The organism is Achromobacter sp. D7-1 (assembly GCF_059760445.1).
This window is the reverse complement of record NZ_JCBAMT010000017.1, coordinates 1-25708: the sequence shown is the minus strand read 5'-3', so window position 1 is coordinate 25708 and position 25708 is coordinate 1. Positions and strand designations below refer to the sequence as shown.

Genomic DNA, 25708 nt, shown 5'->3' with positions numbered 1-25708 from the left:
GCTTGCGCGCTCAGCGCTTGTTCCAGTCGGGGGCGGGGTAAACCGGCTTCTGCGTGGCGACGTCGGCAGGCCACACAGGCACCATGCCCTTGCCCGGCAGCAACTGCACCACGGGGAAGGGCATCAAGAGCTGCTTGCCCGTTTCGTCGATGGCGTAGGGGCCGGCCATGACGGTGAGCTTGCCCGACAGGTCCAGCGAGGCCTTCTTCAGCGCGGCCGCGTCGGTGTTGCCGGCCTGCTTGACGATTTCCTCGGTCAGCGCGCCCGCGCCATAGGCCAGCGCGGTCTGGAAATCGGGCGGGAACTCGGCCTTGGGGAAGCGCTGGTCATAGGCGGCGGCGAACTGCTCGCGCGTCATGCCGGCGTTGACCTTCCAGTTGATCGCGGGGTGGTAGTTGGTGTGGCTGTAGATGTAGTTGGAATCCGCGCCGATGGCCTGGAATTGCGGGGTCGACGCATACACCATGAAGACGTACGGGAAGTTGATGTCCAGCTGCTTCATCTGGCGCGTCATGCTGATCAGGTCGCCCTCGTACGAGGTCGGCACCAGCGCCTCGGCGCCGGCCGCGCGGGCTTTCTGCAGGATGGTGCTGAAGTCCTTCTGGCCCTTGGGGTACTTCTCGAACAGCACGACCTGCATGCCGTTCTTGGCGGCCTGCTCCTTGCCGCCTTCGGCCAGGCCGGCCGGGAACGGTTCGTCCGAATACAGGATGGCGACCTTCTTCACGCCCTGGTTGGCGGCCAGTTCCATGTTGGCGCGCAGCATGGCCGACACCGGCATTTGCGTGCCCGACACCATGTTCTTGAAACCCTGCTTGTACAGATCGTCGCTGGCGGCGGACCAGACCATCATGTAGTTGCCCAGGCGCTCGGTGACGGTGGCGGCCGCGGCGGTCAGCGTGGAGCCGAAGGGCGCGAACACCAGATCCACTTTTTCATCGACAATCAGGCGTTCGTAAACGCGCGTCACCATCTGCTTGTCGCTGCGGTCGTCCAGTTTGACCAGTTCGACCGGGTACTTCTTGCCTTTGACTTCGATGCCGCCGCGGCGGTTGACGTCGTCGACCCACAGTTCGACGCCGCGCACGCCCGATTGCGAGGCCAGCGCGAAACTGCCGGTGGACGACACCGTCATGCCGACGCGGATCTTGTCCGAGGTCTGGGCGGCGCCCAGGGCAGGGGTCAGGGCGGCGACGGCGAGAGCCAGCGCCGGTAAGCGGGACAGCCAGGGTTTAGCGTGCATGGGAGGTCTCCTATCGTTTTTGGTATACGGCCCCGCATTCCGTGGCGGACCATCGGACAGAGGCCTGGTGCTGGGCAATGTTTGCTCAACACGCGAGATAGCGTATAACAAATAGGCATGGAGCGCACGCCTTGAATAAATTGAATTACCGACAGACCGAAATGTTGTGGGCCATCGTCATGGCCGGATCCATCAGCGGCGCCGCCCGGCTGCTGAATATTTCGCAGCCGGCGGTCAGCCGGATGCTGGCGCATACCGAGAAGGCCATGGGGGTGACGCTCTTTGAGCGGGTCCGCGGCAAGCTCCGGCCGACCTCGCAAGTGCAGAGCCTGTTTGAGGAAATCGAGAAAACGCAGCGCATGATGCAGCGCGTCAACGACTTGGCCGATGCGCTGGCGGAGCATGGCACGGGGGTGCTCCGGCTGGCGTCCATCCCCAGCCTGGCCCAGTTCCTGGTGCCGCGCGCCGTGGCACGCTTCCAGCAGCGCCATCCCGAATTGCTGCTGCGGCTGAATACGACGGCGCTGCCCACGCTGATCACCGATGTGCTGCAGGGCGAGGCCGAGCTGGGGCTGGTGGTGATGCAAGCCGATCATCCCTTCCTCACGTCCCAGCCTCTGCATGTGGGACGCATGGTGGCCGCCATCCCCAAGGCGCATCCGCTGGCGGGCCGCGCCGAGGTAAGCCTGGCCGACCTGTCGCCCCATCCGCACATCGTGGTGGGCACCCGTATGCCATTTGGCATGCTGGTGCTGGGCGCCTTCGAGCAGGCGGGCCTGCCGTGCCGCATGTGCGCCGACGTGCCCTGGAGCCAACTGGCCTGTGCCTTGGTGAATGCCGGGGTCGGCATTGCCATCGTCGACGAATTCACGGTCATGCAGAACACCATGCCGGATGTGGTCATCGTGCCGCTGGCCGAGCGTATTCCGCTGAATATCTCGGCTGTCTATGCCAGCAACCGCGAGCCCTCTGCCATAGCGCTGGAGTTCATCAAAGAGCTGCGCGGCGTGCTTGCCGAGGCCTTTCCAGCCGAAAATAAGGGTTAGTCCTTAACTTGCAGTTATGGTTTGAACTGGTCATAATCGCCTCCAAATAAAGCGGCCGTCCAACCCGGAAACGGCCCGGAGGAAGACATATGAGCAGCAGTCCCGTCCTGGCGGCGGGCGCCGCCTCGCATCGCGCGCAGGATCAGCGCGCAGTGCGGTTGCGCACCCGCATCGCCATCATCGTCTTTGCCGGCCTGGCCGCGGGCCTGGCCCTGATCCCGATGGCGACGTCGAACATCTCGTTCGCGTTCTATCTGATGCTGTGGATCACCATGGCCAGCGCCATGAACATCTGCGTCGGCTTCACCGGCTATCTGCCGTTCGGCTACGTGGTGTTCTACGGCGTGGGCTCCTACGCCACCGGCATCTGCTACAAGATCCTGGGCTGGCCCATCCTGCCGTCGCTGCTGGCGGCGGGCGGCGTGGGCGTGGCGATCGCGCTGCTGCTGGCACCCACGCTGCGCCTGCGCGGGGTGTACTTCGGCATTGTGAGCCTGGCGCTGGCCACCATCGTCAAGCTCATCATCTCCAACCTGCCGCAGTCCTTCACCGGCGGCAGCATGGGCATCATCCTGTCCAACGCCAACAACCCCACGCACAGCTACTACGCCATGCTGGCGGTGATGGGCGCCACCCTGGCCACCGTCACCTGGCTGTCGGTGTCCAGCCTGGGCCGCGCGCTCAAGGCCATCCGCGACGACGACGGCGCCGCCGCCTGCGTCGGCATCCACGTGCCCAATACCCGGCTCAAGGCCTGGCTGCTGGCCGCGCTGTTCCCGGCGCTGGCTGGCGGTATCGAGGCCTGGTACACCAACGTGGTGGATCCGGAATACGCCTTCCATGTGCTGATCACCGCCAAGAGCATCATCTACGCCATGGCGGGCGGTTTCGGCACCATCCTCGGGCCGGTCGTCGGCACCCTGGCGCTCTTGGGCATCGACCACGTGATCTGGCAGAAATTCCCGGTGGTGAACCTGCTGCTGCTGGGCCTGATCATCGTGCTGCTGATGCTGTTCCTGCCGCGCGGCATCGTCGGCAGCCTGATCAAACGCAAGCCGCAACTGCGCCGCTACATCGCCTGAGGAACCGCCATGACCGGACTGATTATCCAAGGGCTGATCAACGGCCTGATCCTGGGCGCCATCTACGGCCTGATCGGCGTGGGGCTGAACGTGATCTTCGGCGTGCTGCGCGTGGTCAACTTCGCGCACGGCGAATTTCTGGTGCTGGGCGCCTACTTCGCCTTCTATCTGATGGAGTACGCCGGCATCAACCCGCTGGTGGCGCTGCCGTTGGCCTTCGCCGCGTTCTTCCTGGCGGGCTACCTGCTGTACTTCGTGCTGATCCCGCGCCTGTCCAAGGCGGACGATCCCGAGATCAGCTCGCTGCTGCTGATGTTCGGCGTGTCCATCATGCTGGGCGCCATCATGCTGCTGGTGTTCGACGCGGATGCGCGCTCGCTGCCCTATGAGATCGAACCCGTGTTCCTGAAGTTCGGGCCGGTGCTGATCCCCACCGTGCGTTTGCTGGCGCTGGTCATCGCCCTGGCCATCATCGGCGCGCTGACGGTGTTCCTGTACCGCAGCCAGCTGGGCAAGGCGCTGCGCGCCATCATCATGAACCGCGACGCCGTGCGCATCGTTGGCATCAACGCCGAACGCCTGTCGGCCGTGGCCTTCGGGCTGGGCATAGGCCTGGCCGCCGCCAGCGGCGTACTGGTGGCGATGGTGTTTCCCGCTTTCTCGCCGTTCATGGGCAACGACTACACCTTGATCGGCTTCATCGTCATCGTACTGGGCGGCCTGGGCCATCCGGTGGGGGCGCTGGTCGGGGCGCTGCTGTTCGGCGTCACGGAACAGGTGTCGGTGGTGTTCTTCAATCCTTCCATTGCCACGATCTGCGGATTTGCGCTCATGGTCGCCACCATCTTCATCCGGCCCAGCGGACTCTTCGGCCGCCAGGCGTTGCGCTAACAGGAGCCTGACACATGTTGAAAGTCAGCAATCTCAAGAAGCGCTTCGGCGGGCTGGTGGCCTTGCAGGGCGTGGACGTGGACGTGCCGCGGGGTTCCATCCTGGGCATCATCGGCATGAACGGGTCGGGCAAGACCACCATGCTCAATTGCATCAACGGCATCTACACCCCGGACGAAGGTCGTATCGAGCTCGACGGCCAGAACATCGCCGGCAAGCAGATCCACGAGGTCGCCCGCCTTGGTGTGGGACGTACTTTCCAGGTGCCGCGCATCTTCCGCCAGCTGACCCTGCTGGACAACCTGGAAGTGGCGCAGCAGCAGACCGGCCGCAGCGCCGACGAACGCTATGCGCAATCCGAATACTGGCTGCACAAGGTCGAGTTGCACCGGCTGCGCCACAACTATGCAGAAGAGCTGTCCGGCGGACAGCAGAAGCTGGTGGAGCTGGCGCGCATCATGGTGGCGCGCCCCAAGGTGGTGCTGCTGGACGAACCTTTCGCCGGCGTCAATCCGGCGCTGGCGCAACTGCTGATCTCGGTCATCCGCGAACTGCCTGGCGAGCACGATTGCTCGGTGGTGCTGGTGTCGCACGACCTGACCTCGATCTACCAGCTGTCCCACCACATCATCGTCATGAACGAAGGCGCCATCCTGAGCCAGGGCAACGCCGAGCAAGTGCGCGCCGACCCCCGCGTGGTCGAAGCCTATCTGGGAGCCTGACATGAGCACGTCGATACTCGCGCTGGAAGACGTGACCGTGGCCTACCACGGCGACATCACCATCCTTAACCACGTCAACATCCAGGCGCGCGCGGGCAAGGTGACCGGCGTCATCGGTCCCAACGGCGCCGGCAAGTCCACGGTGCTGAAGACCATGTTCGGTTTCCTGCCGCCGCGCACCGGCCGCATCACCCTGCGCGGCGCGGACATCAGCGCGCAGCCCTCGCACGAACGCGCGGGCCACGGCGTGGCCTTCGTGCCGCAGCACCGCAGCCTGTTCGGTGAACTGTCGGTGCACGACAACCTGCTGCTGGGCTGCTGGCCGTTCCGCAAGGACAAGGCGCGCGTGCGCCAGCGCATTGACTCGGTCTATGACCGCTTTCCGATCCTGGCGCAGAAGCGCGACGATCCTGTCTCCAGTATGAGCGGCGGACAGCAGCGCTTCGTGGAGTTCGGCCGGGCCTTGCTGATCGAGCCCTCCGTCATCCTGCTGGACGAGCCCACCGCCATGCTCGCGCCCAAGATCTCCAAGGAGATCTACACCCTGATCCGCGGCTTTGCCGATGAAGGCATGACGGTGGTGCTGGTGGACCAGAACGTGCGCCGCTGCGCGGAGGTGTCCGACTATATGTACATCCTGGAACTGGGCCGCAACAAGGCCGAGGGCGGACGCGAAGCCTTCGATGACGGCGGGGGCCTGCGGGAGATGGTTGCGTCGTGGATGGATTACAAGATTGACTGACGGCGAGGTTCGGTGCGGTATCGGACCGATTCCACGGGCTGTCCGCGGTCGTTGAGAAAGTCGGCCGTAGCTGGCTCGGCGGCGAACCAGGCGTCCCACGATTTGTCGGCTGGCGTCGGGACTTGTCGTTCGTCGATGGTGAGGCCATACCCCGGAGCCCGGCTGGCTGGCCGGGCAGTGCTGCTTCCTAGGCTGGCGGCGCGGCTATGGCGTGTTTTGTAGGCAAATGCTGGTTTCATGGAACGCTCCTTGGTACTTGCGTGGCGGATCTTTTATAGCGCGCCATGTGAAGTCTGCCTATGACGGCTTACCGCAGGGCGCAACCCGCCGTGCGCGGCATGCGCTTGGGTCCCTGCCCGTGAGGTCGGTCTCCAGGCCCGGCAGAACCAGGCGCGTGGCGTCGCCGCCACGCCCGCTCGGCTTTGCATTATTTGACGGTTCGGCACGGCCTGCCTTGCGCTAATCTGGCTGCGCCACCATCACCAGCCAGCCTATGCCATGACCTTCTTCGCAAGCGCCAACCTGCTGCGTCGCCGCGACGGGCACGAAGCTCGCGTCACCTACGTCGAGCTGTTCTTCGACCTGGTGTACGTTTTCGCGGTCACCCAAATATCCCACAGCCTGCTGCACGATCTGACCTTGATGGGCGCGCTCCATGCCTTGGTGCTGTGGTTCGCCGTCTGGCTGGGCTGGCAGTACACCTGCTGGGTCACCAACTGGTTCGACCCCGACGCGGTGCCGATGCGCGTCATGCTGTTCGCCGTGATGCTGGCCGGGCTGGTCTCTGGCGCGGCCTTGCCGGGCGCTTTCGGGGCCACCGGACTGGTGTTCGCGGTCAGCTACGTGCTGATCCAGGTGGGCCGCACGCTGTTCATCGTGCTGCACCTGGGACCCGCGCATCCGCTGGCGCCCAACTTCCGCCGCATGCTGGCCTGGCTGTGCGTATCGGCGGTCTTGTGGATCGCCGGCGGACTGTCTCAGGACGGCACCCGGCTGGCGTTGTGGGCGCTGGCGGTGGCCTGCGAGTATCTGTCGCCCATGATCGGCTTTCGCTTTCCCGGCCTGGGGCGTTCCGCGACCAGCGAATGGACGATCGAGGGAGGCCACCTGGCGGAGCGCTGCCAACTGTTCGTCATCGTCGCGCTGGGCGAAACCCTGCTCATCAGCGGCGCCACGCTGGCCGACCTGGAGCGCTGGAACGCGCCCGCGCTGATCGCGCTGCTGGCGGCCTTCCTGGGTACGGCCGCCATGTGGTGGGTGTATTTCGACACCAGCAGCCGCGACGGCAGCGAGGCCATCGTGCATAGCGACGATCCAGGCCGCATCGGCGCCTGGTTCCATTATGTGCATGTCATCCTGATCGCCGGCGTGATCGTGTCCGCCGTGGCCAACGAGTTGGTCATATTGCATCCGGACGGACGCATTGCCATGCCGGCGGCTGCCGCGCTGATCGGCGGCCCGGCGCTATACCTGGCGGGCAACGGCATCTACAAGACGGTGGTCTACGGCCGTTTCCCGCTGTCGCATGTCGTGGGGTTGGTGTTGCTGGCGGTGCTGGCGCCCGTGGCCTTTGTGACCGACAACCTCATGGTGGGCGGTTTGACCACCTTGATCATGATTCTGGTGGCGGCCTGGGAAAGCCTGTCGCGGCGCAGGGCGCATGCCAGCGCACCGCAAGGAATCGTGGATTAGCGTCAATCGGTGAGGGCGGGGCTGGAGGCAGCCCCAGCCATGAGCCGTTGGATGCGCCCGTCGAGCAGGCAGGCGGCGGCTTTCGGCAAAGCCGCCGCGCGGCTCAGATCAGTCCGCGTATCCCGGCAATGCCGTGCGCGCCATGGCGCAGCGCCTGCGACACGGTCTGGGTGGACTGGCCGCCCAGCGCGAATACCGGGATGCCGGCGTCCCGGTTGCCTGCCACGAAACCTTCCCATCCCAGCGTCGGCGCGCCGGGGTGGCTGGGCGTGTCCAGCACCGGACCCAGCACCGCGAAGTCGGCGCCAAGTTCGCGTGCGTGGACGACCTGGTCGTTGTCGTGCGCGGATACGCCGACCAGCGCACCTGCGGGGAGTTCAGGGCGCGCCGTGAGCTTGGCGGCATCGGCCGCGCGCAGATGCACGCCGTCGGCTTCGCGCCACCAGGCCGCGGGATGGACGCTGTTGACCAACACCCGGGCGCCTGCGGCGCGGCAGCGCTTTTGCACCTGTTGCAGCACTTCATGCAGCGAAGGAGAGGCCACGCCGTCCGGCCATTGCGGTTCGCGCAACTGCACCAGCTTCACGCCGCGCGCCAGCGCTGCTTCCAGCCGGCCCAGGAAAGCGGCCACGCCGGCCCGCGAACCCACGGAACTGATGCCGTAGGAAGTGGGCAGCTGCAACCAACGCAGCGGGGGCAGGGTGGCAGGCAACAAATCGCCCACCGATGCCGCTTGCGCAGGGTTGACCCATTCCAGGCGCTGGTTTTCCAGGCTGCGCGGTTCGCCTTCCCAGCCGGTGACGTGGCAGAACGCCAGGCGCACCGTGGTGTGGGGATAGGCGTGCACATAGGTGACCCAGGGCCGCGACTGCGTGACGCGGATGCCGATCTCTTCCTGCAGTTCGCGCGCCAGCGCTTCCAGCACGGTTTCGCCCGGTTCCAGCTTGCCGCCGGGCAGCTCCCACCAGCCGGCCCAGGGCTTGCCTTCGGGGCGCTGCCCCAGCAGCAACATGCCGTCCGGACGCAGGATCAGGCCGGCAGCGACGTCGACGATCTTTTCAGACATGACGGGCCGCCCAGTCGCGCGCAAATTGATACGCCACACGGCCCGAACGCGAGCCGCGCTCGATGGTCCATTGCAGCGCCTCGGTGCGCGAGGGTTCGATCTGCGCTTCCGGGCAGCCCAGCTCGCGCAGCCAGTGGTAGACGATGTCCAGGTAGTCGTCCTGCTTGAAGGGGTAGAACGACAGCCACAGGCCGAAGCGCTCGGACAGCGAGATCTTTTCCTCGACCGTTTCGCCGGGGTGGATCTCGCCGTCGGGCTGGTGCTTGGCCGCCAGGTTCTCGCTCATGTATTCCGGCATCAGGTGGCGCCGGTTGGAGGTGGCGTAGATCAGCACGTTGTCGCCCGAGGCCGACACCGAACCGTCCAGCACCGACTTCAGCGCCTTGTAGCCGGCTTCGCCTTCCTCGAACGACAGGTCGTCGCAGAACACGATGAAGCGTTCGGGGCGGGCGGCGACCAGTTCGACGATGTCGGCCAGATCGCCCAGATCCGACTTGTCCACTTCGATCAGGCGCAGCCCGCGATCGCCGTAGGCGGCCAGCATGGCCTTGACCAGCGAGCTCTTGCCGGTGCCGCGGGCGCCGGTCATGAGCACGTTGTTGGCGGGCTTCTTCTCGAGGAACTGCAGCGTGTTGCGGTCGATGATGCCCTTCTGGCGCTCGATATGCTGCAGGTCCGCCATGTCGATGCGCGCTACGTGGCGCACGGCGTCCAGCCAGCCGCGGGCGCCGCGCTTGCGCCAGCGGTAGGCGTGGGCGGTCCAGTCGATCTCGGGCGTTGCGGGCGGAAGCCAGGCTTCCAGCTGCGCCAGCACGCGCTCGGCGCGCTGGATAAGGGTAGAGAACTCGGTTGCGGTCACGTCTGCAGTCCAGGAAGTTGCGGATCAGGAGCGGTAGTCGGCGTTGATGGACACGTACTCGTGCGAGAAGTCGCAGGTGTAGACCGTGTCGCTGACCTGGCCGCGGCCCAGTGCGATGCGCACCTGGATCTCGGCCTGCTTCATCACGCGCTGGCCATCGGCTTCCTGGTAGGCGGGGTTGCGGCCGCCGTCCTTGGCCACCAGCACCTCGTCCAGCCACAGGCGGATATTGGAGACGTCCAGGTCGTCGATGCCGGCGTAGCCCACCGCGGCCAGGATGCGGCCCAGGTTGGGGTCCGAAGCGAAGAAGGCGGTCTTGACCAGCGGCGAGTGGGCCACGGCGTACGCCACCTTCAGCGCTTCCTCGGTATTGCCGGCTTCTTCCACGCGGATGGTCATGAACTTGGTCGCGCCTTCGGCGTCGCGCACGATCTTGGTGGCCAGTTCCAGCGCCGCGGCCGTCAGGGCTTCGCGCACGGCGGCGTAGGCCGGATCGGATTCGGCATTCACTTCGACGCCCGACTTGCCGGTGGCGGCAATGATGAAGGAGTCGTTGGTGGAGGTGTCGCCGTCGACCGTGATGCGGTTGAACGAGGCGTCGGCGATTTCGCCGGCCAGCTTGGCCAGCAGCGGCTGGGCGATGCCGGCGTCGGTCGCCAGGAAGCTCAGCATGGTGGCCATGTTGGGCCGGATCATGCCGGCGCCCTTGCTGATGCCGGTGAAGGTGACGGTCTTGCCGCCGATCTGCACCTTGGCCGAAGCGATCTTCGGCAGGGTGTCGGTCGTCATGATGCCGTGGGCGGCGCTGAACCAGTGGTCGGCGCCCAGGTCGGCGATGGCGGCGGGCAGGCCTGCCACCAGGCGGTCCAGCGGCAGCGGTTCGAGGATGACGCCGGTGGAGAAGGGCAGGATTTCGGCGGCGGGCACGCCCAGCAGCTTGCCCAGCGCGGCGCAGGTGTCCTTGGCCTTCTGCAGGCCTTCCTCGCCGGTGCCGGCGTTGGCGTTGCCGGTGTTGATGACCAGGGCGCTGATCGGGCCGCCGGCGGCAAGATGCGCCTGGCAGACTTGTACCGGCGCGGCGCAGAAACGGTTGCGCGTGAACACGCCGGCCACGCTGGTGCCCGGCGCGAAGCGGAATACGGTCAGGTCGCGTCGGTTGGCTTTGCGGATGCCGGCCTCGGTAACGCCGATTTCAACGCCGGCAACAGGAAAAATTTCGGACTCGGAGGGGATCTGCAGATTAACGGCCATGACTTCGTCTCATGTATGAGCAGGACGGAATCGCCGCCAGGCGAGGCGGCGCGCGGGGGAAAGCTTCGTATTATCCCACCGGAATGGGACAGCGTCCGGTCAGGGGCCGATCCGCATGGCGGCTACGTCCAGCACGCCGGCCTCGCGGTTGCTCAGCACGCTGCGCACGGCGCCGTCCGGGGCCTGCAGCACCGACTTGCCCGCCGGCACGTCCTCGCCGCCGGCGCGGCGCGCCGAACGCCCGCGCGACGGCGAAAACAGCAGATCGCCCGGCTGGGCGCCCGGCAGGCGGAGGTTGGCGGCGAGCACTCGGGTGCCGGGCTGGTAGGTCATGTCGCCCAGCACGGTTTCGCGGGCCAACAGGCCTTCGAAATCCAGCATGCGGCGCTGGCTGTCCAGCTGCATGTCCACCTTCAGCAAGGGCATGCGGGCCACCTCCAGCGCGTCGCTGCCTTCGGTGCGCAGCAGCCAGCGCGGCGCGTCGGCGGCGGGGGCGCCGTTGACGACCTTTAGCCAGGCGCCGGGCGGCACGGGCTGCTGGTTCAGGGTGTTGCCGATGGCCAGATGGCAGCTGGCGAAGCTCGGGCGGCCTTCGCGCAACACGAATTCGAGGCGGTGTCCGTGCGCGCACAGCCAGCCGTCCTGCGCCTGGTCGCGCGCGATCTCCACCGACAGGGTCTCGGCCTGCTTGCTGCTGGCTGGATAGCGGAACAGGCGCGTAGCCGCGACGCCCTGGATGGAGGCTGGGTGGGCTTCCGGGAAGACGGCGAGGTCGAACGAAGTCAGATCGCCCGGCTTGGCCAAGCTGAGCACGGTGCCGGCCGGCATCTCCAGTCCAGCCAACTGGGTCGGCTGCGCCAGCACGGTCTTGCGTTCGGCGTCGGACTGGGCGCTTTGCCTGGCCGAGAACCACAGGCTGAACTGCTGATAGGGAAAAATGGCGCCGATGATGGCGAGTAAGGCCATCACGATGGCGCCGCCGCGCCGGTGGCCGCCCAGCCATGCCCGGGCGCTGGAAGTGGTGGCCAGTACGGCCAGCCAGGTCAGCAGCGTGGCGAGGCAGGCCAGCGACGCTGCCATCAGCACGTAGAAATTACCGCCAGGAAGAGAAACCGGAATCATGGCGGCAATTATGCGCCAATCCGCAAGCGGACATCGGCGCGCACGGGCCTTCAGTTCTTGGCCGATTCCGAGCGGGTCGCCACCACTTGCAGCTTGAGTTCGCCCAAGGCCTGGAACAGCGCGTTGCGCGTGCCTTCGGGCAGGTCGCCGAACATGGACTTGACCCAGGATTCGTGGGCGCGGGCCATGCGGGCGAAGCTTTTCTTGCCCAGCGGCGTGAGCTTGATGAGCGAACTGCGGCGGTCGGACTCGACCTTGGTGCGCACCACCAGGCCTTCCTTTTCGAGTTGGTCGGTGATGCCGGTGATATTGCCGTTGGTGACCATCATGTGACGCGACAGTTCGCCCATCTTCATGCCCTTGGGCGCGCGCTGCAATTGCGCCATCAGGTCGAAGCGCGGCAGCGTGGTGTCGAATTCAGTGCGCAGGCGGCTGCGGATCTCGCTTTCGACGAGATTGGCGCAGGTCAGCATGCGCAGCCACAGGCGCAACGCATGGTGGTCGTCGGGCGCGGCGCGCGATTCCAGGTCGGGGGTATCGGTCATGGCTATGGAAATTACCGGGAATGAGGGGCGGGCGCCAGATGCTGTTGAACGAGGATCGTCGGGCAGGCCGTGGCCTTGCCGGCGGCGCGCTTCTTGAGTATCGGCGGGATGTCGGGTACTGTCGCGCGAACGTCGTGCCGGGTAGCTGGCGCTGCGCTTTGATAGTTTTGGTGGAGGGTAGCCATGGCGGTAGCTTATTAGTAAAAACCCTTTGGTAAAAACCCTAGACTTGTTTTGCCGAATACTTTAAACCTAAACTATGAAGCACGCCAGCCTTGGCTGTGCAGCAAGAAGTCTTTCGAATCGCGATTCCAAAAAAGAACACCCTCTGCGCGGGCTCGCGCACGGAGCACACCACCATGCGTTTGATCACTTCCCTTCTGGCCGCCGCCGCCCTGGTGCCGGCACTGGCCAGCGCCGACACCATCAAGGTCGGCATCGCCAACGACATCTCCGGCCCGTTCTCGGCGCTGGGCGCCGAAGCCCGCGACGGCTTCAACCTGGCCATCAAGCAACTGGGCAGCAAGCTGGGCGGACAGCCCGCCGAATTCGTGCAGACCGACATGGGCGGCAACCCCGACCAGGCCCGCCAACTAGTGACGCGCTACATCCAGCGCGACAAGGTCGATTTCTTCACCGGCCCCATCGGCTCGAACGTGGCGCTGGCCGTCGGCCCCGCGCTGTTCGCGGCCAAGGTGCCGTACCTGTCGAACAACCCCGGCCCCAGCCAGTTCGCCGGCGCGCAGTGCAATGCGTACTGGTTCGGCACGTCCTACCAGAACGACGCCTTCCACGAAGCGGCCGGCAAGGTCGCGGCGGATCGCGGCTTCAAGAAGATGTTCATCATGGCCCCGGACTATCCGGCCGGCAAGGACGCCTTGAACGGCTTCAAGCGCGGCTACAAGACCGCCCCGGGCGACGAGGTCTACACCAAGCTCGGCCAGATCGACTACGCCGCCGAGCTGGCGCAGATCCGCGCCGCCAAGCCGGATGCCGTCTATATCTTCCTGCCGGGCGGCATGGGCATCAACTTCGTCAAGCAGTTCGTCTCGACCGGCCTGGCGCAGAGCGTCAAGCTGATCGGCCCGGGCTTCTCGGCCGACGAGGACGTGATCCAGGCCGTGGGCGAACCCATGCTGGGCATGTACAACACGGCGCAGTGGGCGCATGACCTGGACGTGCCGCAGAACAAGACCTTCGTCGAAGCCTTCCGCAAGGAATACAACGGCCGCTATCCCTCGGTGTACGCCGCCCAGGCTTATGACGTGATCATGGCCATGGACGCCGCCGTCAAGCAGGCCGGCGGCAAGGTCTCCGACCGCGAAGCCATCGTGCGCGCACTGGAAAAGGCCGACTACCCCTCGGTGCGCGGCAGCTTCACCTACGGCAAGAACCACTATCCCATCCAGTCCTACTACCTGCGCGTCGTCGACAAGGACGGCAGCGGCCGCATCACCAACAAGCTGGTGGGCAAGGTGTTCGACAAGTACCAGGACGTCTACGTCGGCGAGTGCAAGCTGTAGAGGGAAAGACCCACCCCCGAAGCGCTGCGCGCTTCCCCCTCAAGGGGGCATGCCTGCGGACCGGCGGAGCCGGATCCGCGGCATCTGGATCGGGTGGCACCGCAGCATGCGTCGTGCCTGGTGCGCGGACGCGATGCGCAATCAGATGGCTCTATTGATTAGGCCGCGAACCAGGCCATCGGCACTTCGCGGCAGGGGGAAGTTTTCATGACGTTTACGCTGATCGTCGAGCAATTGCTGAACGGTCTGCAGTTTGGGTTGATGTTGTTTTTGATCGCGGCCGGGCTGACCCTGGTGTTCGGCATCATGGACATCATGAATCTGGCTCACGGCTCGCTCTACATGGCCGGCGCCTATGTCGCCGCCGAGACCATGCAGCGCACAGGTTCATTCACCGCCGCCGTCCTGGTGGCGGCCGTCGCCACCGGCATCGTCGGCGTGGTGCTGGAACTCACGCTGATCCGCCGCCTTGCGCTGCGGGATCACCTGGCCCAGGTGCTGGGCACCTACGCCGTCATTCTCATCGCCAACGATCTGGTCAAGATGATTTGGGGTCCGGCGCCCGTCATGCTGAACATGCCGGCCGCGCTGTCCGGCCCGGTCCGGCTGCTGCCGGATCTGCTGTATCCCGCCTATCGCCTCATGATCATCGTGTTCGGCGTGGCCGCCGCCGCGGGCCTGTATTGGTTCGTGACGCGCACCCGCGCCGGCGTGCTGGTGCGGGCGGGCGCGTCCAACCGCCAGATGGCGACCCTGATGGGCGTGCGCGTGCCGCTGCTGTTCCTGGGCGTGTTCGTGCTGGGCGCCATGCTGGCCGCCGTGGCCGGCGCCCTGCTCGGTCCGATCACCTCGGTGCAGGTGGGCATGGGCGAGGAAATCCTGATCCTGGTGCTGGTGTGCATCGTCATCGGCGGCATCGGCTCGATCCGCGGCGCCTTTGTCGGCGCACTGCTGGTGGGCATGGTGGACACGGCGGGGCGGGCCTTCCTGCCCATGCTGCTGCGCCAGGTCTTTTCCCCGGCCGTGGCTTCCAGTGTCGGACCGACGCTGGCCGCCATCGCCATTTACGTATTGATGGCGGCAGTGCTGGTGTTCCGGCCCTCCGGCTTGTTTCCGGCGCGGGGTTGAGCATGAAATCCATCATCTGGACCGTGGTCCTGCTGGCCGCGCTGGCCGTCTTCCCCCTGGTGGCGCCGGCGCTGGGCCTGGACTTCTATATTTCCTTCGTGCGGCGCGTGCTGATCTACGCGCTGGCTGCGACCAGCTTGAACCTGATCCTGGGCTATGGCGGCATGGTGGCGCTGGGGCATGCGGCTTTCTTCGGCGCGGGCGCCTACGCGGTCGGCATCCTGGCCATGTCGGGCGTCACTTCCGCGTTGATCGTCTGGCCGGCGGCCATGCTGCTGGCGGCGGTGCTGGCCTGCATCACCGGGGCGATTTCGCTGCGCACCCGCGGCGTGTACTTCATCATGATCACGCTGGCCTTCGCGCAGATGCTGTTCTATATCTTTATCTCGCTGCGCCAGTATGGCGGCGAGGACGGGCTGAATCTGCCGGGCTATTCCACCCTGCCTGGCATCGACCTGGCGCATGACGTCAGCTTCTACTACCTGGTACTGGCGCTGTTCGCGCTGATCATGTGGGTATTCAGCCGTGTGGTGGCCTCGCGCTTTGGCACCGCCCTGCAAGGCATACGCGAAAACGAATCGCGCATGGAATCCATGGGCTATCCGGTCTATCGCATCAAGCTGATGGCCTTCACGCTGAGCGGCGCGGTGGCCGGCCTGGCCGGCGCGCTGCTGGCCAACCACAACCTCTTCATCTCGCCCAGCCTGATGCACTGGACCCAGTCGGCCAACCTGCTGATCATGGTGCTGGTGGGCGGCATCGGCTTGCGCTATGGCGGGGTGGCCGGCGCCGTGGTCATGCTGACCCTGGAAGAAGTGCTGCGCCTGTGGACCGAATACTGGCACCTGCCCCTGGGCGTGCTGCTGCTGTGCGTGGTGTTCGGCGCGCCGCGGGGCCTGGTCGGGCTGTTCGGCCCGCTGTTCAGCGGCCGCGCCGCTGCTCCCCAATCCGGCAAGGTGGGATCATGAACGCTGCCGTAACGCCGGCCTTGCAGGCTACGGGATTGGTGCGCCGCTTTGGCGCGCTGGTCGCCACCGACAATGTGTCGCTGTCCCTGAACCCGGGTGAAATCCACGCCCTGATCGGCCCCAACGGCGCGGGCAAGTCCACGCTGATCCACCTGCTGTCCGGTACGCTGACGGCGGATTCGGGCACGCTGAAAGTGGGCGGCCGCGACGTCACTGGCATGAACGCCCATCAGCGCGTGTCCGCCGGGCTGTCGCGGTCCTACCAAATCACCAATATCTTCAAGCAGTCCACGGTGCTGGACAACCTGGTGCTGGCGGTGCAGGCGCACGCAGGCAGCAGCTTCCGCTTCTGGAAGCCGCGCGCCGCCGAATCGGCCCTGTACGAACAGGCGCGCGAATTGGCACGTGAATGCGCCATCGACGCCAGCCTGCTGGAGCGCCCGGCCGGCACCTTGCCGCACGGCGAACAGCGCAAGGTCGAATTCGCGCTGGCCCTGGCCGCGCGGCCCGACGTGCTGTTGCTGGACGAGCCCATGGCGGGCATGGGGCCGGACGAAACCGTGCGCCTGACCGAATTGATCGAATCCATGCGCGGCCGCGCCGCCATGCTGCTGGTCGAACACGATATGCAGGCGGTGTTCCGCCTGGCCGACCGCCTGTCGGTGCTGGTGTACGGCCGCGTGATCGCGACCGGCACCCCTGATGAAATCCGTGCCAACCCGGAAGTGCGGCAAGCCTACCTGGGCGACGAGGAGACCGCGTGATGCTGACCATCGAATCCGCCAAGAGCGGCTACGGCGCCAGCCAGGTGCTGTTCGGCGTGGACCTGCAGATCGGCGCGGGCCAGGTCGTGACCCTGCTGGGCCGCAACGGCATGGGCAAGACCACGCTGCTGCGCACCCTGTTCGGCCAATTGCCCCTGCGCGGCGGCAAGATCCAGTTCGCCGGCCAGGACATCAGCGGCTGGAGCCCGGACCGCATCGCGCGGGTCGGCGTGGCCATCGTGCCGGAAGGGCGGCAGTGCTTCCCCAACCTGACGGTGCGTGAGCACCTGACGGCCTTCGTCGCCGGCCGCAATCCGGACATCGGCGAACCCTGGACGCCGGAACGGGTCTTCGAACTCTTTCCGCGCCTGCACGAGCGCGCCCGCAACATGGGCAACCAGCTCTCGGGCGGCGAACAGCAGATGCTGGCCATCGGCCGGGCGCTGGTCACCAATCCCCGGCTGCTGATCCTGGACGAGGCCACCGAAGGCCTGGCGCCCAAGATCCGCGAGGAAATCTGGAATTGCCTGGCCCGCCTGCGCCAGGCCGGCCAGACCATCCTGGTCATCGACAAATACGTCGAGCGGCTGTTGAGCCTGGCCGACCGCCACGTGATCCTGGAACGCGGCAAAGTGGTGTGGACCGGCGACTCCCAGGCCCTGGACGCCGACCGCGGCCTATGGGAACGCTACCTGGGCGTGTAGCAAGAAAGCTGCAATGTAAACAGGCAAATGCCGTCAGTCGTGACATAAAAAGCAATAAATCGACATTTATATTGCAGCAATGCAACTTAGGGCGCGGGAACGTCTTACAAGCGTTTGCTCCTGTTTCAATTGGATCCACTGTTCTCTAAACTTGTCGCGCTGGACGTGCCGCGTGGGTACGCCCGCATCGGGCTCACGGCTGAACAGGCGGGGCAATCGCGCGGCAAGGGGCGGCTTACACGGCCAACGCCTATGCACGCGTCCCCTTTTCACGCACGTTACGTCTTATCTAGTTGTCAGGAAGACTTTGCATGGCGAAATGGGGTTTGCGCAGAAAATCGTTGATGGCGCTGTTGCTGGCGTGCGTGGTGGCGCTGGCGCCGGCCGCCTTGATCGGCTGGCAGGTGCTGGACGGCGTCCGGGAGCACTTCGGACGCGCTTTCTCCGACAACTTCACGCAATTGAACCGCCAGCGCATCCTGGCGCCGGTGTCCCGCGAACTGGCCCTGTCGCTGCGGCTGGCGGATAGCGAGGTCACGCGCCGCTGGCTGCGCCACGAAGGCGATCCGGCCGCGCGCGAGCTGTTCTTCCGCGAAGCCGACGGCTACCGCCGCGATCTGCTAGGCCGCGCCTATTTCATCGCCAGCGCCGCCTCGGGCAACTATTACTTCAACGACGACCAGCCGCTGTCCGAGACGCCGCGCTACACCTTGAGCAAGAGCGCCGCCGATGACGCCTGGTTCTACCTGACGCTGGCGTCCGCGGCCAAGTACAACATCAACGTCAATCCGGACCTGAAGCTGCAGACCACCAAGGTCTGGATCAACGTCCAGGTGCGCGACGGCGACCGGGTCATCGGCCTGACCGGCTCTGGCCTGGACGTGGGCGGGTTCCTGCGCGAATTCGTCAATAGCGGGCAGCCGGGAGTCACGCCCATCATCGTCGACGAGGAAGGCGCGATCCAGGCGCACATGGACGCCTCGCTCATCGCCTACAACTCGGGCGCCGGCGGCGCGGGCGCCGGCCGCGGCACGGTGTTCAACCTGCTGGACGGCGGCGAGGGCCGCGCCGAGCTGGCCGCTGCCATGAAGGCGGCGCGGACCGACCCGCAGTCGGTGCAATCCGCCTGGATCAAGATGGATGGCATCCGGCAGCTGGTTTCGGTGGCCTACATGCCGGAACTGCACTGGCACGTGCTGACCGTGGTGGACCTGGGCGCGGCCCGGGTGCTGGACACGGATTGGCTCTGGCCCGCCGCCATCGGCCTGGTGGTGCTGTTCGCGGCCATGCTGCTGTGTTTCGGATACGCCATCGAACGCCTGATGCTGCGACCCTTGCGCCGCCTGCAGCAGTCGGCCCGGGCCATTGCCGACGGCAGCTACGACGTGCGCCTGCCGCCGGGCGGCCAGGACGAGATCGGCGACCTCAGCCGCGCCTTCGGCGTGATGGCGGACAAGGTGCGCCAGCACACGGCCGAACTCGAAACCAAGGTGCGCGAGCGCACCTCCGAGCTCGAGGACGCCAACCGCGCCATGGCCGCCGCGCACAAGAAGATCGACGACTCCATCGACTACGCCAGCCTGATCCAGCGCGCCATCCTCCCGGACCGCCAGTTGACCCAATCCCTGGGCGCGCACCATTTCGTGCTGTGGAAGCCGCGCGACGTGGTGGGCGGCGACTTTTACGTGTTCCGCTCCGACGGCGCCAACTGCCTGCTGGGCATCATGGATTGCGCCGGCCACGGCGTGCCCGGCGCGCTGATGACCATGCTGGCCCGCGCGGCCATAGACCTGGCGATCACCGAGGCGGGGCCGGCCGATCCGGCCGCCATCCTGACCCGCACCGACAACGCCATCCGCGCCATGCTTGCGGACGCGCAATTGCCCCGCGCGCTGGCCACCAACACGGATGCGGCCCTGGTATATATTGACCGCCAAGCCGGCACGCTGCGCTATGCCGGCGCCAAGATCAGCCTGTACGCAAGCAACGGCGAAGAGCTGCGCGAGGTGCCCGGCGGCAAGCGGGCGCTGGGGGACAAGCGTACCGAGATCTACGAAAACATCGAACTGCAGATGGAGCCCGGCTGGACCTTCTATCTGGTCACGGACGGGTTCCTGGACCAGGCGGGAGGCGAGCACGGTTTTGGCTTTGGCAATACCCGGTTCGCGGAAATGCTCAAGACACACGCGCGCCGGCCGTTAACCGAACAGGCGACCGCCTTCACCCAGGCGCTGGCCGAGTACCAAGGCGGCCAGCCGCAGCGTGATGACATCACCTTGCTGTCGTTCCGTTTCGAATAAACGTTATCAGGGCGGTTACCCCCATGAATGCCTCCGATCTTTACGCATTGGGCGAACGGTTCAACCAGAATCGCACCCTGTTGTGCTTCAACGGACCGATTTCCCGTAGCCTGATCGAGGAAATCGGCAACGCGCTCAAGAACTACCTGAATGCGGAGCACGCGCGTCCGGCCGAGGCCATGGACGTCTTCTCGGTCTACATCGAGATGATCCAGAACATCCGCCAGTACGCGGCGCAGCATGGCGACGTGGACGCCTCGGCCACGGTGGTGATCGGCCGCCGCGATGAAAGCCGCTATGTGGTGTCCGCCGGCAACCTGGTCAAGTCCGAGGACGGCCAGTCGCTGGTCGCCCGCATCCAGGAACTGGCGGCGCTGGACAAGGCGGCCCTGAAGGCCGAGTACAAGACGCAGCTGCACAAGCCGCGCGCCCAGGGCGTCGCTTCGGGCGCGGGCCTGGGGCTGATCGATATCGCTCGCCGGGCCGGCGCGCCGCTGGAGGCCAGCCTGACACCCGCCACGGCCCCCGGGCAGGCCTTCTTCAGCCTGAGCGTGGTGATCTGAACGCCCGCCCGGCCAAGAAATATATTTGGAGCAATTGATGAATGATTTGAATATTCCCGGGACCCAGTCCACGCCCGCCATCACCGCCGACACTGCTGCCGGCGTGCTGGCGATGCGTGGCGACTCCTATCCCGAGAATTCCTTCGAGCTGTTCGGCCCCGTCATCGAATGGGTCGAAGCCTACTTGCTGAGCAGCGCCGCGCCCCTGAAGCTGGAGCTCGAGCTGCTGTACCTGAATACCAGCAGCATCAAGTCCGTCATGGACATCTTCGATCTGCTGGAGGCTGCTCATGGCAAGGGCCGCGAGGTCAGCGTGACCTGGTTCTACGACATGCGCAACGAGCGCGTCGGCGAGCTGGCCGAGGAATTCAAGGAAGACTGCACCTTTCCCTTTTCAGTCATCGGCCGCCAATGAAATCCGACGCCGCCCAGCTGGACAAGCGCATCGCCGAATTGCTGGCGGACCCGGCCTATCAAGACCATCCGTTGCATGAAGCGCTGGACGCGCTCTGGCGGCACACGGCGGAGCAGATGGCGCGCATCGAGCGCGTGACCCAGCTGTCGGACGCCTACCAGAGCATGGCGCACGAACGCGAGCTGGGCCTGTGCGACCGTTTCGACCGGCAACTGCGCCGCCTGACCCGTATCGCGCGCATCTCGGACCACTATCAAAGCATGATGCGGGATCTGAATTCAGCGCTGCTGGAAACCTCCAACCGCGATGCCTTGACCGGACTGTTGAACCGGCGCGCCTTGATGGAGATGATCAAGCAGGAGGTCCTGCGCGTCTCCCGCGGCGGCTCGACCTTTGTCGTGGCGATGTTGGACGTGGATCATTTCAAGTCGGTCAACGACCGCTATGGCCATGAAACAGGCGACCGCGCGCTGGTCGAACTGGCCGGCGCGCTGTGCAACAACCTGCGCGAATACGATCTGTGCGGCCGCTGGGGCGGCGAGGAATTCCTGGTGCTGCTGCCCAGCACGCAGCCCGAAGCCGCCCAGCGCGTCATGGACAGGCTGGTGGGCGCGGTGCGAGCCCTGGCAATCACGGTGGGGGATGGCGTCTTGGGATTGACGGTCAGCATAGGCATGGCATACCACCAATTGGGAGAAACCTTCTCTGAAACGCTCAGCCGCGCGGACCAGGCCTTGTACCTGGCCAAGCAGGACGGACGCGATCGCGTCGAACTCGGGTTTCCGAAGCGCTGAATGAAACCGGACCCGCTGTTATCCGGCATGGAGCCCCATATGCTTGATTCCTATCCAGGCGTCACCGACGAGCGTCCTCAAGGCGGCGCGTGGCACCCGGGCACTTACCTGGCGTCCATGGATCGGGCGCTGCTGCTGTTCGATTTCAACCCTGCGGGCTCCTTGTTGAACGCTAACGCGAACTTCCTCGCCTTGGTGGGCCATGTCCGCGAAGAGGCCCTGGCGCTGCGCCACGACATGCTGTGCGACAGCATGGACGAGGGCAAGGGCATCGTCGGCGGCGAACAGGTGTGGGCCCGGTTGCTGGGCGGCAAACACTTCACCGGCACCTGCCGCTATCGCAAGAGCGACGGCGGTTTCGTCTGGATTGAAGCCACCTACATGCCCATCGCCGACGAAGCCGGCGAAGTGGTCCGCATTTCCGTCATATCCCGCAAGTCCATCGCGGACGCCGACCGCCAGGAAGAGGTCCGCCTGCTGCTGCTGGGCATCAACGAAACCGGCAACGCCGTCGCGGTATCGGGCAAGGACGGCCGCATCGTCTATGTGAACGACGGTTTCCACCGCATGCTCGGCTTCGCCCGCGGCGACGCCGTGAACCAGGAGCTGGGCGAACTGCTGGCCGGCGGCCGGCAGGACGGCGGGACGCGCGAAGAGCTGGACCGCCGCATCGCCTGCCGCGAGGGCTACCACAAGGATGTGCTGGTCTACGACCGCGCCGGCCGGCCGCTGTGGGTCTCGGTAATGGCGAACTCCGTGTTCGATGAACGCGGCGCGCTGGTCAATATCGTGGACGTGCTGACGGACATCACGCCCACCAAGGTGCATGAAGTGCTGCAGCGCCGGGTGCTGCAGGCCATGGTCAACGAGGCCTCGGTGGTCGAGGTCATGAACATGGTGTGCCGCGAGGTCGAGCACCTGGCGCCCGAGGTGGCGGCCAGCGTGCTGCGCGTGGACGACGCCGGCCTGCTGCGGCCGCTGGCGGCGCCCAGCCTGCCGCAGGCCTTTGCCGACGCCCTGGACGGCGTGGCCATCGGTCCACAGGCAGGCGCCTGCGGCACCTCGGCCTTCCTGGGCCGGCCCGTGATCGTGCCGGACATCTCCACCGATCCGCTGTGGGACGATTACCGCCACCTGCCGCTGCCCGAGGACATAAAGGCCTGCTGGTCCTCGCCCATCAAATCCAGCGATGGCCGGGTGATAGGCACCTTCGGCTTCTATTTCCGCGAACGGCGCCTGCCCGACGATTTCCATCACCGACTGGTGGACGTGTGCGTCTACCTGTGCGCGCTGGCGCTGGAACGCGAAGAGGCCCGCGCCCGCATTCGCCAACTGGCGTTCTACGACGAGCTGACGGGCCTGCCCAACCGCAACCTGCTGCTGGCGCAGGCCGAACAGGCCATCGCCCGCGCCGAACCCGAGCGCAAGCGTGTCGCCGTCCTGTTCCTGGACCTGGACCGCTTCAAGCAGGTCAACGACACGCTGGGCCATCCCATCGGCGACGCGCTGCTGCGCGACGTGGCGCAGCGCCTGCGCCGCCTGGCGCGCGCGGCTGACATCGTGGGCCGCTTGTCCGGCGACGAGTTCGTGATGCTGATGCCGGACTTCGAACACGGCCGCCTGACGGCCGCGGCCGAGCATGTGCTGGTGGCCCTGGCCCAGCCCTTTTCGGTGGGCGGCATCACCCTGAACCCTTCAGTCAGCATTGGTATCAGCGTGTTCCCGGAAAACGGGCGCGACATGGACACGCTGCTGCGCCATGCCGACATGGCGATGTACCAGGCCAAGACGGCAGGGCGTAATCGCATTTCCTTCTTCAGCGCCGAAATGAACCGCCAGGCGCAAGAGCGCCTGGCGCTGGAAGCCGCCTTGCGCGACGCACTGGAGGCCAAGGCGCTGCGGCTGCACTATCAGCCGCAGGTGGGCCTGGAGAACGGCCACCTGTACGGCGTCGAGGCGTTGGCCCGCTGGCGCCATCCGACCCTGGGCGATATTTCGCCGGCGCGCTTCGTGCCGCTGGCCGAGGAGTGCGGCCTGATCGGCGACCTGGGCGACTGGGCCGTGCGCGAAGCGTGTTCGCAGCTGGCGGTCTGGCGCACCAAGGGCCTGCAGGTGCCGTCGGTGTCGGTGAACCTGTCGGCGACGAATTTCCACAACCTGAACCTGCCGCGGATGATCGAGGCGACGCTGACTGAATTCGGCTTGGCGGCGGCGGACCTGATGTTGGAGATCACCGAAGGCGTGGTGCTGGATGCAACCGCCGGCACCTTGCGGACCATCGCGGAGCTGCATCGCCTGGGCGTGCGCCTGTCGATGGACGATTTCGGCACGGGTTACTCCAGCCTGGGGCATCTACGCCGTCTGATCGTGGACGAACTGAAGCTGGACCGCAGTTTCGTGCAGGGCCTGGAGAGCGACGACGCGGCGCGGGCGTTGACCAGCGCGGTGATTCGCATCGGCGAGAGCCTGAGCCTGCCTGTGGTGGCCGAGGGCGTCGAGAACGAAGAGCAGCGGCGGTTCCTGATCGAGCAGGGGTGTGCGGCGGGACAGGGGTTCCTGTTTTCTCCGCCGTTGCCGGCTGATGATCTTGAAGAGTGGCTGCGAGGACGGCCGTAGGTTTTCTGCGGCTTCCGCGGCTTCCGTTGGTTCCCAAGATGTCAATCGCATCGGAGGCCAGCGGGGCGTGGGTCATGCGCTTGGTCTTGCGACTGCAACCGCGGTTGCAGTCGCGGGAGTTGTGAGCTTGATGCCACGGGCCAACATGTGTTGCCCGCGGCGTGCCTGCCTTCTACTTCGATGCCACCGTCTCCGGCGGCACCGGGTTCTCCCAGCCGCCGCCGATGGCGCGGATCAGGCCTACGGCGGAGCGGGCTTGCTCGCCGTTCAGTTGTACTGAGACGCGTTGCTGCAGCAACACGCTGCGGTCGGCTTCGATCACGTCGAGGAAGCTGATGGAGCCTTCGCGGTACTGCGTGTGCGAGAGCTTCGCGGCGCGGGCGGCGGCGTCGACGGCGGCGTCTTGCGCTTTGGTCTGGTCGGCCAGGATGCGCAGGTTGGCCAGGTTGTCTTCCACTTCGCGGAATGCGTTCAGTACGGTCTGGCGGTAGACGGCGACGTCCTCTTCGTAGACGGCGCGGGCGCGGTCCAGGCCGGCCTGGCGGCGGCCGCCGTCGAAGATGGGCATGGACAGCGCGGCGCCGACCAGCGGGCCCAGCAGGAAGGTGCGGCTGGACCACTGGAACAGGTTGCCCAGGTCCGAGGACTCGTAGCCGAAGGCGCCGGTGATGTCCAGGCGCGGGAAGAAGGCGGACTTGGCCGCGCCCACGCGGGCGTTGGCGGCGGCCATGGCGCGTTCGGCGGCGGCGATGTCGGGGCGGCGTTCCAGCAGGGTGGACGGCAGGCCGGCCGGGATCGATAGCGCGACCTTCTGGATCGGCTGCGGGGGCATGGCGAAGTCCGCGGGGGCGCGGCCCAGCAGCACGGCCAGGGCGTGTTCGGAGGCGGCGCGGCGGCGGTCGATGCCCAGGGCTTCGGATTGTGCGCTGGCGAGTTCGGCCTTGGCGCGGGCCAGGTCGAGTTCGCTGATGTCGCCGGCGTCGTAGCGGCGCTGGATCAGTTGCAGGGTGTCGGTGCGCAGCTTGACCGTCTGGCGGTAGAGCTGCGATTCGGCGTCCTGTTCGCGCACCAGGAAGTAGGTGGTGGCGACGTCGGCCTGCAGAGCCAGCAGCACGGAGCGGTAGAGCGCTTCGCTTTGCTGGGCGTCGGCGCTGGCGGCGTCGTAGGTGGAGGCGACGCGGCCGAACAGGTCGGCTTCGTAGGACACGGCGCCTTGTGCGCGCCAAGTGGTGACCGGGCTGGTCGAGGTGCCGTCCGGCAAGCCTTGCGACACGGCCGAGGGGCGCTGGCGGTTGGGGCCGAAGGCGGCGTCCAGGTTGGGGAAGAAGCCGGCGCGGGCTTCGCGTTGCAGCGCGCGCGACTGGGTCAGGCGGGCGGCGGCGGCCTGCAGGTTCTGGTTGGCCTGTTGGGCTTCTTCCTGCAACTGGTTCAGGCCTTCGTCGTCGAATACCTTCCACCAGGCGCCGCGCAGCGCGTCTTCCGACGGCTCGGCGGTCTTCCAGGTGCCGGCTTCGGAGGCGGGCAGGGCGGCTTCCTTGAAGGCCGCGGGCACCGCGGCCGAGGGCCGTTCATAGGTCGGGCCCACCGCGCAGCCGGCCAGCACGAGCAGGACGGCAAGCAGGGCGGAACCGCGGGTCAGTCTTTTGATCATGATGACTATTCTCTTGTGGGC

General features: G+C 66.2%; 23 protein-coding genes. 16 read left to right on the top strand and 7 right to left on the bottom strand.

Annotated features, from left to right (window positions below; genetic code table 11):
* Positions 1-10: 10 nt before the first annotated feature.
* On the bottom strand, positions 11-1243 hold the full coding sequence (locus AC6LKD_RS10045; protein ID WP_498116072.1) for an amino acid ABC transporter substrate-binding protein: 1233 nt from the start codon (positions 1241-1243) through the stop codon (positions 11-13).
* A 161-nt stretch (positions 1244-1404) separates the two neighbouring features.
* On the opposite strand from AC6LKD_RS10045, the gene AC6LKD_RS10040 reads away from it, so the two are divergent.
* The 6 genes from AC6LKD_RS10040 (at position 1405) to AC6LKD_RS10015 (ending at position 7418) form a co-directional block, all read left to right on the top strand.
* Positions 1405-2289 carry a LysR family transcriptional regulator gene (locus tag AC6LKD_RS10040; RefSeq protein WP_049797747.1) on the top strand — a complete coding sequence of 295 codons (885 nt, stop codon included), beginning with the start codon at positions 1405-1407 and terminating at the stop codon, positions 2287-2289.
* A gap of 89 nt (positions 2290-2378) precedes the next feature.
* Positions 2379-3371, top strand: coding sequence for a branched-chain amino acid ABC transporter permease (locus AC6LKD_RS10035; protein WP_013391318.1), 993 nt, complete (start codon positions 2379-2381; stop codon positions 3369-3371).
* Between the two features lie 9 nt (positions 3372-3380).
* Complete coding sequence (locus AC6LKD_RS10030) at positions 3381-4262, top strand: branched-chain amino acid ABC transporter permease (RefSeq protein WP_054459258.1); 882 nt, start codon at positions 3381-3383, stop codon at positions 4260-4262.
* A gap of 14 nt (positions 4263-4276) precedes the next feature.
* On the top strand, positions 4277-4984 hold the full coding sequence (locus tag AC6LKD_RS10025) for an ABC transporter ATP-binding protein (RefSeq protein WP_013391320.1): 708 nt from the start codon (positions 4277-4279) through the stop codon (positions 4982-4984).
* Position 4985: 1 nt separating this feature from the next.
* Positions 4986-5726, top strand: coding sequence for a branched-chain amino acid ABC transporter ATP-binding protein (locus tag AC6LKD_RS10020; RefSeq protein WP_492277196.1), 741 nt, complete (start codon positions 4986-4988; stop codon positions 5724-5726).
* A 498-nt stretch (positions 5727-6224) separates the two neighbouring features.
* Positions 6225-7418 carry a low temperature requirement protein A gene (locus AC6LKD_RS10015; protein WP_498116071.1) on the top strand — a complete coding sequence of 398 codons (1194 nt, stop codon included), beginning with the start codon at positions 6225-6227 and terminating at the stop codon, positions 7416-7418.
* A gap of 103 nt (positions 7419-7521) precedes the next feature.
* On the opposite strand, the gene AC6LKD_RS10010 is transcribed toward AC6LKD_RS10015, so the two are convergent.
* The 5 genes from AC6LKD_RS10010 to AC6LKD_RS09990 form a co-directional block, all read right to left on the bottom strand.
* Entirely contained in the window at positions 7522-8484 is a 963-nt protein-coding gene (locus tag AC6LKD_RS10010) for a Nudix family hydrolase (RefSeq protein ID WP_492277198.1), read from the bottom strand.
* Positions 8477-9343 (bottom strand): ATP-binding protein, encoded by an 867-nt coding sequence (locus tag AC6LKD_RS10005; RefSeq protein WP_207471101.1) that lies wholly within the window; start codon positions 9341-9343, stop codon positions 8477-8479. The genes AC6LKD_RS10010 and AC6LKD_RS10005 overlap by 8 nt, the downstream gene beginning before the upstream one ends.
* 24 nt (positions 9344-9367) lie before the next feature.
* On the bottom strand, positions 9368-10594 hold the full coding sequence (gene argJ / locus AC6LKD_RS10000; RefSeq protein WP_492277199.1) for a bifunctional glutamate N-acetyltransferase/amino-acid acetyltransferase ArgJ: 1227 nt from the start codon (positions 10592-10594) through the stop codon (positions 9368-9370).
* Between the two features lie 99 nt (positions 10595-10693).
* A complete protein-coding gene (locus AC6LKD_RS09995) occupies positions 10694-11716 on the bottom strand; it encodes a hypothetical protein (protein WP_013391326.1) in 1023 nt (340 codons plus the stop codon).
* A gap of 50 nt (positions 11717-11766) precedes the next feature.
* Positions 11767-12261 carry a MarR family winged helix-turn-helix transcriptional regulator gene (locus AC6LKD_RS09990; protein ID WP_013391327.1) on the bottom strand — a complete coding sequence of 165 codons (495 nt, stop codon included), beginning with the start codon at positions 12259-12261 and terminating at the stop codon, positions 11767-11769.
* A 359-nt stretch (positions 12262-12620) separates the two neighbouring features.
* Here AC6LKD_RS09990 and AC6LKD_RS09985 point away from each other — a divergent pair, with 359 nt between their 5' ends.
* The 10 genes from AC6LKD_RS09985 (at position 12621) to AC6LKD_RS09940 (ending at position 24036) form a co-directional block, all read left to right on the top strand.
* Positions 12621-13784, top strand: coding sequence for an ABC transporter substrate-binding protein (locus AC6LKD_RS09985; RefSeq protein ID WP_013391328.1), 1164 nt, complete (start codon positions 12621-12623; stop codon positions 13782-13784).
* Between the two features lie 207 nt (positions 13785-13991).
* Positions 13992-14912, top strand: a complete 921-nt coding sequence (locus AC6LKD_RS09980) for a branched-chain amino acid ABC transporter permease (protein ID WP_013391329.1) — start codon at positions 13992-13994, stop codon at positions 14910-14912.
* A gap of 2 nt (positions 14913-14914) precedes the next feature.
* Complete coding sequence (locus AC6LKD_RS09975; RefSeq protein WP_013391330.1) at positions 14915-15880, top strand: branched-chain amino acid ABC transporter permease; 966 nt, start codon at positions 14915-14917, stop codon at positions 15878-15880.
* Positions 15877-16644: an ABC transporter ATP-binding protein gene (locus AC6LKD_RS09970; protein ID WP_332013765.1), complete on the top strand. Its 768-nt coding sequence runs from the start codon at positions 15877-15879 to the stop codon at positions 16642-16644. Before AC6LKD_RS09975 ends, AC6LKD_RS09970 begins: the two co-directional genes overlap by 4 nt.
* Positions 16644-17348 (top strand): ABC transporter ATP-binding protein, encoded by a 705-nt coding sequence (locus tag AC6LKD_RS09965; protein WP_013391332.1) that lies wholly within the window; start codon positions 16644-16646, stop codon positions 17346-17348. Before AC6LKD_RS09970 ends, AC6LKD_RS09965 begins: the two co-directional genes overlap by 1 nt.
* Before the next feature lie 311 nt (positions 17349-17659).
* On the top strand, positions 17660-19648 hold the full coding sequence (siaA, locus tag AC6LKD_RS09960; RefSeq protein ID WP_202798615.1) for a biofilm regulation protein phosphatase SiaA: 1989 nt from the start codon (positions 17660-17662) through the stop codon (positions 19646-19648).
* A gap of 23 nt (positions 19649-19671) precedes the next feature.
* Positions 19672-20211, top strand: a complete 540-nt coding sequence (siaB, locus tag AC6LKD_RS09955) for a biofilm regulation protein kinase SiaB (protein WP_013391334.1) — start codon at positions 19672-19674, stop codon at positions 20209-20211.
* A gap of 37 nt (positions 20212-20248) precedes the next feature.
* Positions 20249-20626 carry a biofilm regulation phosphoprotein SiaC gene (gene siaC / locus AC6LKD_RS09950; RefSeq protein ID WP_013391335.1) on the top strand — a complete coding sequence of 126 codons (378 nt, stop codon included), beginning with the start codon at positions 20249-20251 and terminating at the stop codon, positions 20624-20626.
* Complete coding sequence (gene siaD / locus AC6LKD_RS09945) at positions 20623-21420, top strand: biofilm regulation diguanylate cyclase SiaD (RefSeq protein ID WP_013391336.1); 798 nt, start codon at positions 20623-20625, stop codon at positions 21418-21420. Before siaC ends, siaD begins: the two co-directional genes overlap by 4 nt.
* A gap of 39 nt (positions 21421-21459) precedes the next feature.
* On the top strand, positions 21460-24036 hold the full coding sequence (locus AC6LKD_RS09940; RefSeq protein ID WP_498116070.1) for a sensor domain-containing protein: 2577 nt from the start codon (positions 21460-21462) through the stop codon (positions 24034-24036).
* A 172-nt stretch (positions 24037-24208) separates the two neighbouring features.
* On the opposite strand, the gene AC6LKD_RS09935 is transcribed toward AC6LKD_RS09940, so the two are convergent.
* On the bottom strand, positions 24209-25687 hold the full coding sequence (locus AC6LKD_RS09935; protein WP_498116069.1) for an efflux transporter outer membrane subunit: 1479 nt from the start codon (positions 25685-25687) through the stop codon (positions 24209-24211).
* Positions 25688-25708: the final 21 nt, after the last annotated feature.

What these genes read in the sequence shown, in the direction of transcription:
- AC6LKD_RS10025 (WP_013391320.1), top strand. Translation starts at nt 4,277, where the DNA reads ATGTTGAAAGTCAGCAATCTCAAGAAGCGCTTCGGCGGGCTGGTGGCC.
- AC6LKD_RS10010 (WP_492277198.1), bottom strand. Translation starts at nt 8,484, where the DNA reads ATGTCTGAAAAGATCGTCGACGTCGCTGCCGGCCTGATCCTGCGTCCG.
- AC6LKD_RS09970 (WP_332013765.1), top strand. Translation starts at nt 15,877, where the DNA reads ATGAACGCTGCCGTAACGCCGGCCTTGCAGGCTACGGGATTGGTGCGC.
- AC6LKD_RS09985 (WP_013391328.1), top strand. Translation starts at nt 12,621, where the DNA reads ATGCGTTTGATCACTTCCCTTCTGGCCGCCGCCGCCCTGGTGCCGGCA.
- AC6LKD_RS09980 (WP_013391329.1), top strand. Translation starts at nt 13,992, where the DNA reads ATGACGTTTACGCTGATCGTCGAGCAATTGCTGAACGGTCTGCAGTTT.
- argJ (WP_492277199.1), bottom strand. Translation starts at nt 10,594, where the DNA reads ATGGCCGTTAATCTGCAGATCCCCTCCGAGTCCGAAATTTTTCCTGTT.
- AC6LKD_RS10035 (WP_013391318.1), top strand. Translation starts at nt 2,379, where the DNA reads ATGAGCAGCAGTCCCGTCCTGGCGGCGGGCGCCGCCTCGCATCGCGCG.
- AC6LKD_RS09940 (WP_498116070.1), top strand. Translation starts at nt 21,460, where the DNA reads ATGCTTGATTCCTATCCAGGCGTCACCGACGAGCGTCCTCAAGGCGGC.
- siaC (WP_013391335.1), top strand. Translation starts at nt 20,249, where the DNA reads ATGAATGATTTGAATATTCCCGGGACCCAGTCCACGCCCGCCATCACC.
- AC6LKD_RS09995 (WP_013391326.1), bottom strand. Translation starts at nt 11,716, where the DNA reads ATGATTCCGGTTTCTCTTCCTGGCGGTAATTTCTACGTGCTGATGGCA.
- AC6LKD_RS10020 (WP_492277196.1), top strand. Translation starts at nt 4,986, where the DNA reads ATGAGCACGTCGATACTCGCGCTGGAAGACGTGACCGTGGCCTACCAC.
- siaA (WP_202798615.1), top strand. Translation starts at nt 17,660, where the DNA reads ATGGCGAAATGGGGTTTGCGCAGAAAATCGTTGATGGCGCTGTTGCTG.
- AC6LKD_RS10040 (WP_049797747.1), top strand. Translation starts at nt 1,405, where the DNA reads ATGTTGTGGGCCATCGTCATGGCCGGATCCATCAGCGGCGCCGCCCGG.
- AC6LKD_RS09990 (WP_013391327.1), bottom strand. Translation starts at nt 12,261, where the DNA reads ATGACCGATACCCCCGACCTGGAATCGCGCGCCGCGCCCGACGACCAC.
- siaD (WP_013391336.1), top strand. Translation starts at nt 20,623, where the DNA reads ATGAAATCCGACGCCGCCCAGCTGGACAAGCGCATCGCCGAATTGCTG.
- AC6LKD_RS09965 (WP_013391332.1), top strand. Translation starts at nt 16,644, where the DNA reads ATGCTGACCATCGAATCCGCCAAGAGCGGCTACGGCGCCAGCCAGGTG.
- siaB (WP_013391334.1), top strand. Translation starts at nt 19,672, where the DNA reads ATGAATGCCTCCGATCTTTACGCATTGGGCGAACGGTTCAACCAGAAT.
- AC6LKD_RS09975 (WP_013391330.1), top strand. Translation starts at nt 14,915, where the DNA reads ATGAAATCCATCATCTGGACCGTGGTCCTGCTGGCCGCGCTGGCCGTC.
- AC6LKD_RS09935 (WP_498116069.1), bottom strand. Translation starts at nt 25,687, where the DNA reads ATGATCAAAAGACTGACCCGCGGTTCCGCCCTGCTTGCCGTCCTGCTC.
- AC6LKD_RS10045 (WP_498116072.1), bottom strand. Translation starts at nt 1,243, where the DNA reads ATGCACGCTAAACCCTGGCTGTCCCGCTTACCGGCGCTGGCTCTCGCC.
- AC6LKD_RS10015 (WP_498116071.1), top strand. Translation starts at nt 6,225, where the DNA reads ATGACCTTCTTCGCAAGCGCCAACCTGCTGCGTCGCCGCGACGGGCAC.
- AC6LKD_RS10030 (WP_054459258.1), top strand. Translation starts at nt 3,381, where the DNA reads ATGACCGGACTGATTATCCAAGGGCTGATCAACGGCCTGATCCTGGGC.